Source organism: Azospirillum sp. TSH58, from assembly GCF_003119115.1.
Taxonomy (GTDB): domain Bacteria; phylum Pseudomonadota; class Alphaproteobacteria; order Azospirillales; family Azospirillaceae; genus Azospirillum.
Map to the genome: position 1 here is coordinate 40,685 of NZ_CP022369.1, position 13,474 is coordinate 54,158.

At 68.7% G+C, this 13,474-nt stretch carries 10 protein-coding genes; 3 read left to right on the top strand and 7 right to left on the bottom strand.

Annotated elements, in window-relative coordinates; translation table 11 throughout:
- Positions 1 to 80: 80 nt before the first annotated feature.
- Entirely contained in the window at positions 81 to 2,024 is a 1,944-nt protein-coding gene (gene nosZ, locus TSH58p_RS30520; RefSeq protein WP_109067907.1) for a TAT-dependent nitrous-oxide reductase, read from the bottom strand.
- 52 nt (positions 2,025 to 2,076) lie between these two features.
- Positions 2,077 to 4,329 (bottom strand): NosR/NirI family protein, encoded by a 2,253-nt coding sequence (locus TSH58p_RS30525; RefSeq protein WP_109067908.1) that lies wholly within the window; start codon positions 4,327 to 4,329, stop codon positions 2,077 to 2,079.
- Between the two features lie 214 nt (positions 4,330 to 4,543).
- Between TSH58p_RS30525 and TSH58p_RS30530 the strand changes: the two genes are divergently transcribed.
- Positions 4,544 to 5,446 carry a ferritin family protein gene (locus TSH58p_RS30530; RefSeq protein ID WP_109067909.1) on the top strand — a complete coding sequence of 301 codons (903 nt, stop codon included), beginning with the start codon at positions 4,544 to 4,546 and terminating at the stop codon, positions 5,444 to 5,446.
- Positions 5,447 to 5,518: 72 nt separating this feature from the next.
- Here TSH58p_RS30530 and TSH58p_RS30535 read toward each other — a convergent pair whose 3' ends face one another.
- The 4 genes from TSH58p_RS30535 to TSH58p_RS30550 all read right to left on the bottom strand — a co-directional run bounded on the left by TSH58p_RS30535 (position 5,519) and on the right by TSH58p_RS30550 (position 10,178).
- Positions 5,519 to 7,441 (bottom strand): nitric oxide reductase activation protein NorD, encoded by a 1,923-nt coding sequence (locus tag TSH58p_RS30535; RefSeq protein ID WP_109067910.1) that lies wholly within the window; start codon positions 7,439 to 7,441, stop codon positions 5,519 to 5,521.
- Between the two features lie 26 nt (positions 7,442 to 7,467).
- Positions 7,468 to 8,280 (bottom strand): CbbQ/NirQ/NorQ/GpvN family protein, encoded by an 813-nt coding sequence (locus tag TSH58p_RS30540; RefSeq protein ID WP_109067911.1) that lies wholly within the window; start codon positions 8,278 to 8,280, stop codon positions 7,468 to 7,470.
- Positions 8,281 to 8,356: 76 nt separating this feature from the next.
- Positions 8,357 to 9,709 (bottom strand): cbb3-type cytochrome c oxidase subunit I, encoded by a 1,353-nt coding sequence (locus tag TSH58p_RS30545; protein ID WP_109067912.1) that lies wholly within the window; start codon positions 9,707 to 9,709, stop codon positions 8,357 to 8,359.
- A 16-nt stretch (positions 9,710 to 9,725) separates the two neighbouring features.
- Positions 9,726 to 10,178, bottom strand: a complete 453-nt coding sequence (locus tag TSH58p_RS30550) for a cytochrome c (RefSeq protein WP_109067913.1) — start codon at positions 10,176 to 10,178, stop codon at positions 9,726 to 9,728.
- Between the two features lie 505 nt (positions 10,179 to 10,683).
- Here TSH58p_RS30550 and TSH58p_RS30555 point away from each other — a divergent pair.
- Positions 10,684 to 11,580 carry a sulfurtransferase gene (locus TSH58p_RS30555; protein WP_247895579.1) on the top strand — a complete coding sequence of 299 codons (897 nt, stop codon included), beginning with the start codon at positions 10,684 to 10,686 and terminating at the stop codon, positions 11,578 to 11,580.
- Complete coding sequence (locus TSH58p_RS30560) at positions 11,577 to 12,815, top strand: YeeE/YedE thiosulfate transporter family protein (protein WP_247873808.1); 1,239 nt, start codon at positions 11,577 to 11,579, stop codon at positions 12,813 to 12,815. Before TSH58p_RS30555 ends, TSH58p_RS30560 begins: the two co-directional genes overlap by 4 nt.
- Positions 12,816 to 12,852: 37 nt before the next feature.
- Here the strand turns inward: TSH58p_RS30560 and TSH58p_RS30565 are convergent, their stop codons facing one another.
- Positions 12,853 to 13,470 carry a cysteine dioxygenase gene (locus tag TSH58p_RS30565; RefSeq protein ID WP_109067916.1) on the bottom strand — a complete coding sequence of 206 codons (618 nt, stop codon included), beginning with the start codon at positions 13,468 to 13,470 and terminating at the stop codon, positions 12,853 to 12,855.
- Between the last annotated feature and the right edge of the window lie 4 nt (positions 13,471 to 13,474).

Genomic DNA, 13,474 nt, shown 5'->3' on the forward strand with positions numbered 1-13,474 from the left:
CCCTCCCGCTTCGCAGGGGAGGGAACTGAGCCCCTCCCCTGCGAAAGCGGGGGAGGGTCAGGGAGGGGGCAAACGGTGCCTCAGGTGGCGCGCGGCTCGACGATCATGCGGCCGCCCATCTCCATGTGCAGGGCGTGGCAGAACCACTGGCAATAGTACCAGTGCACGCCCGGACGCTCGGCGATGAAGGTGACCGAGCTGGTCTGCTGCGGCCCGATCTCCATGGCGATGCCGTGGTTCGACAGGGTGAAGCCATGGGTCAGATCGTCCACATCGTCCATGTTGGAGATGTAGAGCGTCACCTCGTCACCCTGCTTGACCGTGAACTCCTCAAGCCCGTAGGCCGGAGCGCGCTGCCACATGTAGACGCGGACCTTGTTGCCCTCGCGGATCACCTTGGCGTCGTCGTCCAGGTTGACACCGTCCTTCTTGGCCTGCTGACGGGCCTCCTCCCACATCGGGTCGTCGCGGGTGAAGACGCTCTTCGGGTTCAGCTTGGAGCGGTGGACGATCAGCGTGTCGTGCGGCTCGGCGTAGGTCGGGCCGTCGTGCACCAGCTTCATCTCGTCGCCCGAGATGTCGATGAGCTGGTCGTTCTCCGGCTTGCTCGGACCGACGTTGAGGAAGCGGTCCTTGGAGAACTTGTTCAGCACCATCAGCCACTTGCCGTCGGCGTCCTTGGTCTGGCCCATGGAGGAGTGGGTGTGGCCCGGCTGGTAGTGCACGTCCAGCTTCTGGATGATCGGGTCGACCTTCTCGCCCTTGTAGGCGCGCTTGGCCTTGTCGATGTTCCACTTCACGATCTGGCTGTCGAGGAACAGCGTGGTGTAGCCGTTGCCGCGCCCGTCATAGGCGGTGTGCAGAGGCCCGAGGCCCAGCTGCGGCTCTGCCACGATGACGTCCCGCGGCTTGATCTTGTCGTCGAACAGGTCGTCGAGCAGGCGGACGTCCATCACCGAGACCGTCGGCGACAGCTTGCCGTTGATGGTGACGTGGATGCCGTCCGGCGCAGCGTTGATGCCGTGCGGGCTGTTGGGGATCGGAACGTAGCGGGTGAAGGGCGAGCCGTGGCGGCCGTCCACGACCGGGACGCCGTGCATCACCTCGACCTTGCCGGCCTTCACCGCCTCTTCGATGCGCTTGATGTTGAAGATGACGATCCAGTCCTGCTCGTTCGCTGTCATCTCCGCGGTGGTCACGCCGCCTTCGGAGTTGTAGCAGGTCGAGAAGGCGTATTTGCCCTGGTAATCCGCCTCGGTGTTGTCGAGGTTGCCGTCCACCCGGACCTGCCACGACACCTTCATGCTGTCGCCGTCGATGGCCGAGAAGTGCGTGCGGTAGTTCTTCGGGTCGAGGTTCTTGCCGTCGTTCGGCATCGGCACGAGCTGCTCGGCGTTCGCGAAGACATAGCCGGTGCGCGGGTACTTCTGCAGGCGCAGGCCGTGGATCGCCGAGACGTTCGGGATGTCGATGATCTTATCGACCTTCATGATGTCGCAGCGGATGCGGGCGACACGGGTGTTCGCCTTGTCGTTCACGAAGATGTAGCGCCCGTCGTAGGTGCCATCGGTGAAGGACATGTGCGGGTGGTGCAGGTCGCCGTTCAGCCAGGTGCCGCCGTGGTTGGCCAGATACTTCCGGTTCTCCTCGGTCAGACCCTCGGTCAGGATCTTGCGGCTCTCGTTGGTCAGGCCCCAGCCGGAGGCGCTGCAGCGGTTGAACACCGGGATGCGGTGCAGCTCGCGCATGCTGGGCAGGCCGAGGATGCGCAGTTCGCCCGACTGGCCGCCGGAATGGAAGACGTAGTATTCGTCGAGATCGCCCGGCTTGACCTCGTACTTCTGGTTGCTCGCACCCGCGGCCTCGGCCGGTCCGGCGCCGAACAGCGCACCGCCCGCCGTGCCGCCGGCCACCGCGCCGGCGATCCCAGCCAGCGCCGCCGCCTTGGCGGTGCCACCGAGAAGATCGCGGCGGTTCACGCCCGTCCGCTCAACCTTGATGTTCGACGCTTTTGTTTCCGACATGGGTGAACTCCTTCGATGTCCCCTTGCGGGGCTCTTGTTTCGACCTGGTGGGTCAAAGTCCTTCCGGCCGGGCGGACAAATGCCCGGTGGTGGGATCGGTGGTCAGCACGGCGGCGCGGGGCTTAGGCTCCGTGGCGGTGCTGGTGGATTGGGAAGCGTCGCGGCGCTCCCGCTTCAGGCGCTTCTGGATCATGACCGGGCATTTGCGGTCGTGGTGGTAGAGCACCTGGCAGTGGAGGCACTGGATGCATTCGTTGGGGTTGATCGAGCCGTCGGGGTGGATCGCCTGGACCGGGCACTCGTTGGCGCAGCGCCGGCACGGGTTGCCGCATTCCTTGTAGCGGCGCAGCCAGTCGAACATCCGCATCCGGCCGGGGATGGCGAGCGCAGCACCCAGCGGACACAGGTAGCGGCAGAAGAAGCGCTCGATGAACAGGCCGGCGGCGATCAGGGCCACGGCGAACAGGACGAACCACCAGTCGCGGACGAAATGCAGGATGATCGCGGTCTTGAAGGGCTCGACCTCCGCCGCCTTTTCCGCCGTCGCCAGCGAGGTCAGCGACAGGCCGAACAGCAGCAGGAAGATCATGTACTTGATCGGCCACAGCCGCTGGTGCAGCCCGAAGGGAACGGCGATCTGACGCACGCCGAGCTTCTTGGCGGCCTTGGAGGCCAGCTCCTGCAACGCGCCGAACGGGCACAGCCAGCCGCAGAAGGCGCCCCGGCCCCAGAACAGCAGCGACGCGGCGACCGAGAACCACAGGATGAACACCAGCGGGTCCATCAGGAAATAGTCCCAGCGGAAGTCGGTGCGCAGCGCGTTGGCGAAGGTCAGCACGTTGACCACCGACAGCTGCGCCGTCGCGTACCAGCCGAGCCAGACCAGCGTGAAGACCAGGAACCCGGTGCGCACCCGCTCGTAGAGGGCCGGGCGCTTCACGAGCTGGTCCTGGAAGAAGAAGATTCCGGTCAGCAGCAGGATCGCGCTCGCCAGCACGGCGATGTCGAACAGGCGGTTTTCCCAGATGCGACGCCACAGCGGGACCTCGTCGGCCGTGTCCGGTTCCGCCAGGGCGGTCATCGGAGCCACGGAGACCGGCGCTGCGGCTGCGGGAGCGGCCACCGGCTCGGCCTTCAGGAACTTCCCCGGCGGCTGGTAGCCGAGGTCGAAGGTGACGAAGGCCTTGTCGAGCGCGGCGGTCGCGCGCTGCACCAGAAGCTGCAGGCGCCACGGATCGGCGGGGTTGAAGCCGACCTCCTCGGGGATGACGAACAGGCCGATCTCGGGGAAATCCGGCACGCCCGCCGCGGCCAGGGAGCCCAGGCGCTTGTGCAGACGGTCGCGGAAGCGGATGGCGCCCTCGTGCTGGACCAGCTCGAAACGGTCGAAGATGCCGCCGCGCACATAGCCCGAGCCCTTGAAGGAATAGCGCCCCTGCCCGGCCACGACGATGGCGTGCTGGCCCGGCTTCAGCCGCTGCACCAGCGCCTCGTACTCCGCGTCGCCCAGCAGGGAGCGGCCGACGGTGGGAATGGTGGCGAGTGCGGCGTAGAGGTCGATGAAGCTGTCGTTCGGATCGCCGGCTTCGGGACGGGCGGCGGCTTCGGCCTTGCCGGTGCGCTCGAAGGCGGCGTTGACCTCGCCCACCGTCAGCGTCAGGCGGCGCACGGAACCGTCGCCGACCAGCGTGGACCAATCCTCCACTCCGGTCTTGGACAGGTCGAGGCTGCGGGTCACGGTCGGTGCGGCCTCCGCCGCCCCCGGCGCGCCCAGAGCCTGCAACGCCTTCTTGCCGGAGCGGATGATCGAATCGCCGATCACCATCACCGTCACGGTGGCGCCGGACACGATGTCCACGGGCGGGCTGGACGCGCTCTGCGAGGCCAGGGTCAGCACGTTCTTGCCGACGTAGCCGTCGATGAAGGCGTTGACCTTGGCGGGCGGGATGCCGATCAGGACGATGGGCTCGTGATGGTCCACCAGCTTCGCCCCGGTCACCGTGCCGTCCGGCGCCAGCCCGACCAGCACATGGATCGGGCGGCCCGAATAGCCGGTCGTGTTCACGAAGTCGGAGGTCAGGAAGGCGTGGCCGACCAGCGCGTCGCCCTTGTAGACGGGAACCAGCGGCGCGTTCGGCAGCGGGGCGCCGAAGCGGTCCGCCCCGGCGGCGAGTTCGCCCGGCTGCACCGTGCCGAGATACCGCGCCAGCAGCGCTTCGGCCGCGTCCGCCGTGCCGAGGCCGGCCAGCAGGATCAGCAGCCCCACCACCAGCGCGCGTGTTCCCCGCAAGAAGTCCACAACCATCGCCCTTGCCTTGAAGTCTTGATCTTGATCAAGGGGCCGCAAGCCCCGTTGACGCGCCCATGAGACCGCAGCTTCGGCTCGCTGTTCTTGACCGTCGTCAAGTCGCGGAAAAATGAAGCTGGACTATCCTCATCCCCAGGCTCCGTACGATTGCTGATCGGGCGGGAATATCGATTGCATTTTAGGCGAAGTTCACTCGCGACCGGGGGTTTCCATGCCGTTGCTGCGTCACGAACCACAGGGTGGGGTCCGCTCGCTGGACGAGCTTCTGGGCATCGCGCTGGCGCTGGAACAGGAGGCGGTGCGCCGCTACACCCAGTTGGCGGCCCTGATGGACCGGCGCGGCGAGACCGACACCGCCACCACCTTCCGCGCCCTGATCGCGGAGGAGCAGGATCATGTGCAGGCGGTGGACGGCTGGGCGCACAGCCTCGGCCGCCCCGCCCCCGACGCGCCGGCCTTCCTCTGGCGCCTGCCGCCGGAGCTTGCCGCCTCCTGGGAGGAACTGACCGAGCGCACGCGGCTGACGCCCTATCAGGCGCTGTCGCTGGCGGTGGTCAACGAGCAGCGCGCCTTCGCCTTCTACAGCTACATCGCCGCCGACGCCCCGGACGAGCCGGTCCGCACCCACGCCGAGGCGCTGGCCCGCGAGGAACTCCGCCACGCCGCGCTGCTCCGCCGCGAGCGCCGCAAGGCCTTCCGCCGCGAACGGGGCCGGGCGGACCACAAGCCGACCCGCGCCGACACGCCGGCGGAGCTGGAACGGCTGGCCGTCGCCCTGCTGTCCGCCACCGCCGCCGAGCACGGCGCGCTGGCGGCGCGCCTGCGGGACCTGGGCGACCGGGACGGTGCCGCTCTGCTGACCCGCATCGCCGACGAGGAGCGGGCGCTGATCCCGCCCGGCTCCGGCGCGACGGCATCGCAGGCCGCTGCTCCCGACACCGCGCGCACCGGCCTGCGCGCGGCGGTCGCCGCCTCCGAACGGCTCGCCGAGGCCTTCGGCGACGTGGCGGCCCAGGCGACCGACGAGTTGGTCCTGACCGAATCCCTGCGCCTCCAGGAGGCCGTGGTCGGACACCTCGCGCTGCTGGCGGAGCGGATCGAGGCAGCGAACTGAAGGCTTATCCGAAAACCATTACAGCCCTCTCCCCTCTGGGGAGAGGGGATTTCAAGGGGATCGTCCCGGGGGCTACCCCACCACCTGCCGGTACAGCGCCGGCAGCGCCTTGGTCAGATGCGTGACCTGCGGGAAGATCACGTAGCCGCCCCGGCCGAACAGATAGGGGAAATAGTCGCGGGCCTCGGCGTCCACGGTGATGCCGAACAGGGCGATGCCCTGGCGGCGGGCCTCCTGGATCGCGACGCGGGTGTCCTCGATGCCGTAGCGCCCCTCGTAATGGTCGACGTCGTTGGGCTTGCCATCCGACAGCAAAATCAACAGGCGGTGGCGGTTGGGACGTTCGGCCAGACGCGCCGCGGTGTGGCGCAGCGCCGCCCCCATGCGGGTGTAATGGCCGGGCTTCAGCGCCTGCACGCGGCGCTGCACCCGTGCGCTCAAGGGCTCGTCGAACGCCTTGACCGTCTGCACCCGCACCCAGTCGCGCTTCTTCGAGGTGAAGGCGAAGATGGCGTGCGGGTCGCCGCAGGCGTTCAGCCCGTTGGACAGCGCCAGCAGGGCCTCCTTCTCGACATCCAGAACGCGGTGCCCGTCCACCCAGCCGTCGGTGGACAGCGAGGTGTCGACCAGCACCGCCACCGCCAGATCGCGCGCCGCGTTGCGCGCCGCCTGGTAGACGCGGTCGCTGCCCGCCCCGCCCGCGCGCTGGTCGGCGCAGCGGCGCACCAGCGCGGTGAGGTCGAGGTCGTCGCCGTCCGGCTGGCCGGTGAAGACCATGCGCTTCGGGCGCAGCGCCTCGAACTGGCGGCGCACCTGCCGGATGCGGCGTTGCGCCGCCGCGTCGGGCGTCCAGTCCTCGCCGTCCTCCGGCGCCGGTTCGGCGATGACGCGGCAATGGGCGGGGTGGTAGGCGCGGCGGCGATGGTCCCATTCCGGATAGGTCAGAACCGCGGTCAGCGGCGCCGCCTCCACGGCGGCGGGCGCCAGATCGAGGTCGAGCTTCAGCCGGGTCGAAGGCTTGCGCTGATGCTGGGCCAGCGCGATCTCCTCCATGTCGTCGGCGGCCTGACGGGCCGCGTCCTCGTCGTCGTCATCGACCGGGCGGGGGATGTTCATCATCTCCGCCAAGCCGAAAATCTTCTCGAAGCGGTTCAGGATCAGCGGGTCCTCGCGCTGCACCTGATCGCTGTCGCGCCGCGTCGCCTTGCGGCGCTGGCCATCGCTCTCGGCGGAAGGGGCTGCGTCTCCGTCCTCCGCCGCATCGGAAGCGGGTGCGGCGCCGGACGGCGCGGGCCCCGAAACCTCGCCCCACAGCGGCACCGGCAGGAAAGGCTTGTAGCCGGCCGGAGCGGTGAAGCGGTCCAACGGAATCGTCCCGTCCAGCACCGCGCCGCCGTCGCCGGCACCCAGCAGAGCCAGCACGGCGGCTTCCACCATCGCCTCGTCCTTCGGCAGGGAGCGCTTGGGGCGCAGGGCGAGCAGCGCCGCGCCCAGTTCCCCATGCAGGCGGGCCAAACCCGGCCAGCGCGCGAGGACCCGCGCGGTGGTCGCGTGGGCCTGCCGCAGCGCCCGCACATCGGACCGCAGCGGGTCGGCCCGCAGCGGATCGGCGGCGGCCTCGCCATCGGCCTCCGCGTGCGCGAAGTACGCGGCCAGCCATTCGTAGAGCCGCTCGTTCAGCGCCGCGTCGGGAAACACGTCGAGCATGGCGGGCAACTGCAGCACGTCGCCGTCCAGAGCCGGCCGCTCCAGCCGTTCGGTGCCGAGGCCGATGCGCTCCAGCACCGACAGCCGGTGGCCGGAGGATGCCCGTCCCGCGGCGGCCAGCCGCACGCCGCGGTCGCCGCCCAACCCGCGGAAGAACACCGCCAGCCGGGGCCGGATCGCCTCCAGCGTCACCGCGGCGTCCGGATGGTGCGGCAGGCTCGACCGGCCGCCGACCAGGCGGTGCCAGTGGCGGCCGATGAACTCCTCGGGCTCAAGCAGCGACAGCATGTCCGTTTCCCTTATCCCGGCGTCTCTTATCCCAGGGCGATGTCGGCGACGCGCAGCAGCGCCTGCCGCACGTCGGCGTCGTCGGTCAGCGGTTCGATCAGCGCGGTGCGGATGGCCCGCTCGGGCTTGACGCCGGAGCGGATCAGCGTGGCGCAGTAGACGAGCAGGCGGGTGGAGACGCCTTCCTCCAGATCCTGACCCTTCAGGGCGCGCAGCGCGCCGGCCAGCCGGACCAGCGGGGCGACGCGCGCCTCCGGCAGGCCGCTCTCGCGGACGACGATGGCGGCCTCGTCCTCCGGCGCCGGGAAGTCGAACTCGATGGCGAGGAAACGCTGGCGCGTGCTGGGCTTCAGGGTCTTCAGGACGTTCTGGTAGCCGGGGTTGTAGGAGACCACCAGCATGAAGTCGTCCGGCGCCTCCAGCAGTTCGCCGGTGCGGTCGAGCGGCAGCAGGCGGCGGTCATCGGTCAGCGGATGAAGCACGACGGTGACGTCCTTGCGCGCCTCCACCACCTCGTCGAGGTAGCAGACGGCCCCCTCGCGCACGGCGCGGGTCAGCGGACCGTCCGACCACACCGTGTCGCCGCCCTTCAACAGATAACGCCCGGTCAGGTCGGCGGCGGTCAGGTCGTCATGGCAGGACACGGTGTGGAGGGGGCGGCCGAGCCGGGCCGCCATGTGCGAGACGAAGCGCGTCTTGCCGCAGCCCGTCGGCCCCTTCAGCAGCAGGGGCAGGCGGTGGCGGAAGGCGTGCTCGAACAGCTCGCACTCGTCGCCGACCGCCTTGTAGTAGGGGATGTCGAGGTCGTCCGCGACGGCCTTCAGGGCGCTGCGGGTCATGGCTGTCTCCTCGGAAACGGAAGGCCAGAAAGGAAGGCCCCCTCCCCCGGCGCGCGGAGGAGGGGAAAGGCCCCGGTCACTCGGCGGGCTGGACGGCGGCACCGATCCCGGTGGTCTTCCGGGCCGCGGGCACCGGCCCCAGCAGGGCGTAGAGGTAGAGGACGGCGCCGATGAACACCGCGGCACCGGCGGCCAGACGCACCCAGTAGAAGGGGGCGATCTCCGCCTGGACGGTCATGTAGTCCATGCCCATCACGCGCTGCAGGTGGACCTGCACGACCCCGGCGAAGGTCAGGGCGAAGGTCATCACCGCCATGCCCCCGGTCATCAGCCAGAAGCTGGCCTTGTTGAGGGTCTGGTGGTAGGGCGCGACGCCGCGCAGATGCGGCATGGCGTAGCTGAAGATGGCGAGGTTGATCATCACGTAGGCGCCGAAGAAGGCGAGATGCCCGTGCGCCGCCGTCACCTGCGTGCCGTGGGTGTAGTAGTTGACCCAGGACAGCGTGTGCAGGAAGCCCCAGACGCCCGCCCCGAAAAAGGCCGTCACCGCGCAGCCGACCGACCACAGCAGGGCGGCCTTGTTCGGGTGATCGCGCCCGCCCTTCAGCACCATCTTCACCGCGAAGACGACCATGAAGAAGAAGGGGGCGACCTCCAGCGTCGAGAACAGCGAGCCGATCCACTGCCAGTAGCCCGGCGTGCCGATCCAGTAGTAATGGTGCCCGGTGCCCAGCAGGCCGGAGAAGAGGGCGAGGCCGACGATGGCGTAGAGCCACTTCTCGACGATCTCGCGGTCGACGCCGGTCATCTTGATCATCAGGAAGGCGAGGATGGAGGCCATCACCAGCTCCCACACGCCCTCGACCCAGAGATGGACGACGTACCACCAGTACATCTTGTCCAGCGCGAGGTTGGTCGGGTTGTAGAAGGAGAACAGGAAGAACAGCGCGATGCCCCACAGCCCCATCACCAGGATGTTGGTGATGACCGTGCGCCGGCCCTTCAGCACCGTCATGGAGATGTTGTAGAGGAACATCAGCGCCACGACGACGATGGCGATCTTGATCCACAGCGGCTGTTCCAGGAACTCCCGCCCCTCGTGGATGCGGAAGACGTAGCCGACGACGGCGGCCAGCGCGCCGAACATGAACAGGCCGAACTGGATGTAGGCCAGCTTCGGACAGTGCAGTTCCCGCTCCGCCTCTTCCGGGATCAGATAGTAGGCAGCACCGAAGAAGCCCATCAGCAGCCACACGATCAGCGCGTTGGTGTGGATCATCCGCAGGATGTTGAAGGGAAGCAGTTCCGACAGGACGTTGGGCAGCACATAGACCGTGCCGGCCAGCAGGCCGACCAGGAGCTGAACGCCGAACAGGGCCAGCGCGCCGTAGAAGTAGGGCAGCGCGACCTTTTGCGATTGGTATTTCATGGCCTTTCGTCCTTCGTCAGCCGGAAATCTTGGGCGGCCAGTTCTGGGTGTTGATGCGGCTGGTCCAGGCCAGGAAGTCGGCGAGGTCGTTGACCTCCTGCTCCGTCAGGTGGAACTGCGGCATCTGGCGGCGGCCCTCGATGCCGCTCGGCTGGGCGGCCATCCAGCCGGCCAGGGCGGCGCGCGCCCCCTCCGGGTCCTTGTCGCCGCCGTAGCGGATCCAGACATTGCCCAGCTCCGGCGCGAAATAGGCGCCCTCGCCCAGCAGCGTGTGGCAGTTGATGCAGGAATTCTTCTCCCACACATGCTTGCCGCGGGCGACGCCATCGGTCAGCCCTTTGCTGTCGGTGCCGGTGTTGACGACGTAGATGTGGCTTGCCGCCGTCAGCGAGACGAAGGCGGCGAAGAAGAAGAGCGATCCGCCGTAAAAGATGTTTCGGGCGGCCGCTTTGGTGAAGCGTTCCGTCATGCGTTCGTTTCTCCTGGGTCAGGCCCCCGGGTCAGACCTTCGTGAAACGGAGGGGCCTTGAGCAGCGTTGGCCGTGCGCCATGCCGGAGAAAGTTGACTGATTTGGTGCGACTATCCTTGACGGCGGTCAAGCGCACGACCGCGAGTGGTGGGCGCGGCGCCCAAGGATCGAACCCTCCGTCCGCCTGGGCCATCGCCCGCACAATCCCACCCGCTGAAGCGCCGATGGCGTCCCGCCGAAGCGGGCCGACCCGCAAGCCCGCGTGATCCCGTCCACGCGCCGGCATGGCACGAAGGCCGGACGGCGTGACAGGCCGCCGGCAGGGCGGGACACAGCCGTTGCCTAATTCCTTTTAAATCGATAGACTTTATACATCTTAATTACGAGATATGAGTGTGTTTATGCTTTCTCCGCACCCGCGTGCGGAATCCGGTTTTCCTTCACACCCCGACGAACGAGGACGCCATGAACACGAAGCGCCTTCTCACCGCCGCCTTTGGCGCCATGACGCTCACCGCCACGCTGTCCTCCGCCATGGCCGCGGCGCCGTCCGGCCCGCTCGTCACCACCGATTGGCTGGAGACGAATCTGAACGATCCCAAGGTTCGGGTGATCGAGGTCAGCGTGAACCCCGGCGTCTATGAGCGCGGGCACATCCCCGGCGCCGTGAACTTCTCCTGGCACACCGATCTCAACGACACGGTTCGACGGGACATTGTCGGCAAGGAACAGTTCCAGGCGCTGCTCTCCAAGGCGGGGGTGGACAAGGACAGCACGGTGATCCTCTACGGCGACACCAACAACTGGTTCGCCGCGTGGGGCGCGTGGGTGTTCGACATCTACGGCGTGCAGAACGTCAAACTGCTGGATGGCGGCCGCAAGAAGTGGGAAGCGGAAAACCGCACGCTCTCCAACAAGCCGGTCGACGTCAAGCCGACCAACTACACCGTGTCCACGGTGAACAGCGGCCTGCGCGCCCGTCTGAGCGACGTGGTGGCGGTGGCCGAGAACAAGTCCGACGCCAAGCTGGTCGATATCCGGTCGGCCGACGAATACCAGGGGAAGATCTTCGCCCCGCAGGGCATCCAGGAGCTGTCGATCCGGGCCGGCCACGTTCCCGGCGCGGTGAACGTGCCCTGGGGCCGCGCGGTCAACGAAGCCGACGGCACCTTCAAGCCCGTCGAGGAGCTGAAGGCCCTCTACGCGTCGGTCGGCATCGACGGTTCCAAGCCGGTCATCACCTACTGCCGCATCGGCGAGCGGTCGAGCCACACCTGGTTCGCGCTGAGCAAACTGCTTGGCTACACCGTCAAGAACTACGACGGGTCATGGACCGAATATGGCAACGCGGTCGGAGTGCCGGTCAGCAACCCGGCTGGCACGGTGTGGGCGGCCAAGTGACGGCATCCGTTCCGGGGAGGGCCGGGGACCGGCCTTCCCCCCGCTCCCCGGCGACCGCCGTCGCGGTGCGGGGGCTGTTTCCCATCGTGATCGCCGGCGCGCTGATCGCCACGGCGCACGCGCTCGCGGCGCAGCCCGCGGGCGGCTCGGCCCTTGCCTTCGCTCTGATCCTTGGCGGCGCGCTGGGGGTGGTGCTGCAGCGGTCCCGCTTCTGCTTCCTCTGCCACACGCGCGATTTCGTGGACCGGCGGGACCCGCGCGGGCTTCTGGCCATACTGCTGGCGCTCGCGGTCGGCACCATCGGCTACCACATCGTCTTCGGCTCCTGGCTGCCGAACCCGGTGCCGCCGCGCCTGCCGCCCGACGCCCATATCGGGCCGGTGAGCTGGGTGCTGGCGCTGGGCGGGCTGGTCTTCGGACTCGGGATGGCGCTGTCGGGGTCCTGCGTCAGCGCGCATCTCTACCGGCTGGCCGAAGGGTCCCCGGTGGTGCCCTTCGCGCTCGTCGGCACGGCCGGCGGCTTCGTCCTCGGCTTCACCACCTGGAACACGCTGTATCTCCAGGCCGTCAGCGCGGCGCCGGTGGTCTGGCTGCCGCACCATCTCGGCTACGGCGGCTCGCTGGCGCTGCAACTGGCCGTGCTCGCCGGCCTGGCCGCCCTGCTGTGGACCCGGCGGGCTCCATCCGCCCTGTCCCGCAGCGGAGCCGAGCCGTCGCTGTCCGAGATCGTGCGCTCCTGGTTCACCGGCCGCTGGCCCTATTGGGTCGGCGGACTGGGGGTCGGAGCCATCGGATTCCTGGTGGTGCTGCGGTTGACACCGTTGGGCGTGACCTCGGCCATCGGATCGGGGGCCCGCGCCCTCGGCACCGACGCCGGCGTGGTGCCTCGGAGGCTCGAGGGGCTGGACGGATTCGCCGGCTGCGCCACCGTGCCCGGCGACACATGGATGACGCCGAATGGCCTTCTGGTCATCGGGCTGGTCGCCGGCGCCTTCGCCGCATCCTTCGCCAGCGGACAGTTTGCGCCGCGCCGGCCGACGCTGAAGGACGCCGCGCGCGGACTGGGCGGAGGGCTGCTTCTCGGCTGGGGAGCCATGACCGGATTGGGCTGCACCGTCGGCACGCTGCTGTCGGGCACCATGGCCGCCGCCTTGTCCGGCTGGGTGTTCGGCGCTTTCGTCCTGTTCGGAACGTGGGGAGGATTGGCGCTGGCGCGGCGGGCCTCCGCCCGATAGGGGCGCGCCGCGTAACGGCCCCCGGCAGGTGGCCCCCTCACAGGCCCGCGGGAACGGGCTTCGAGCGGTCCCACAGGTTGGGCAGGGCGCTGTTGGCGTAGCCGGAGATGAAAGGCTTGCGCTCGCCGGTCAGCGGATCGAAGACCGAGCGCCGGATGGCGCCGATGTTGCCGCCATAGACGTGGATGCTGATCGACGGCCGGTCGGTCAGCGCGTTGGAAATGGCGTGAACGTCGCCGATGCGCGGCGACACCGCCTCCACCGATCCGGCCGGCAGCCGGTCGGCGGCCGTGGGAATGGGCGGGCCATCCCGCAATTCGTAGCGTTGGGAATGCTCCTCTCCGCGCAGCACGCCGACGAGGCCCCAGACGGTGTGGTCGTGGATCGGCGTGCGCTGCCCCGGTCCCCAGACGAAGCTGACGACCGAGAAGCGCTCATGGGGATCGCAATGCAGCAGATACTGCCGGTAATGGACCGGATCGGGTTGCGCACAGGCGTCGGGCAGCCAGTCGTCCACAGCGACCAGAGCGGCCAGGAGGCTGCGTCCCGCGTCCAGGATGGCGGCCTCGTCGTCGCCCAGCCGCTCCACCAGACGGGTGAGGTCGCCGACGAAGCCGCGCAGGCGGGACAGGTTGGGAAGGGTGGGATCGGTCATGGCA

What these genes read in the sequence shown, in the direction of transcription:
- nosZ (WP_109067907.1), bottom strand. Translation starts at nt 2,024, where the DNA reads ATGTCGGAAACAAAAGCGTCGAACATCAAGGTTGAGCGGACGGGCGTG.
- TSH58p_RS30525 (WP_109067908.1), bottom strand. Translation starts at nt 4,329, where the DNA reads ATGGTTGTGGACTTCTTGCGGGGAACACGCGCGCTGGTGGTGGGGCTG.
- TSH58p_RS30530 (WP_109067909.1), top strand. Translation starts at nt 4,544, where the DNA reads ATGCCGTTGCTGCGTCACGAACCACAGGGTGGGGTCCGCTCGCTGGAC.
- TSH58p_RS30535 (WP_109067910.1), bottom strand. Translation starts at nt 7,441, where the DNA reads ATGCTGTCGCTGCTTGAGCCCGAGGAGTTCATCGGCCGCCACTGGCAC.
- TSH58p_RS30540 (WP_109067911.1), bottom strand. Translation starts at nt 8,280, where the DNA reads ATGACCCGCAGCGCCCTGAAGGCCGTCGCGGACGACCTCGACATCCCC.
- TSH58p_RS30545 (WP_109067912.1), bottom strand. Translation starts at nt 9,709, where the DNA reads ATGAAATACCAATCGCAAAAGGTCGCGCTGCCCTACTTCTACGGCGCG.
- TSH58p_RS30550 (WP_109067913.1), bottom strand. Translation starts at nt 10,178, where the DNA reads ATGACGGAACGCTTCACCAAAGCGGCCGCCCGAAACATCTTTTACGGC.
- TSH58p_RS30555 (WP_247895579.1), top strand. Translation starts at nt 10,684, where the DNA reads ATGACGCTCACCGCCACGCTGTCCTCCGCCATGGCCGCGGCGCCGTCC.
- TSH58p_RS30565 (WP_109067916.1), bottom strand. Translation starts at nt 13,470, where the DNA reads ATGACCGATCCCACCCTTCCCAACCTGTCCCGCCTGCGCGGCTTCGTC.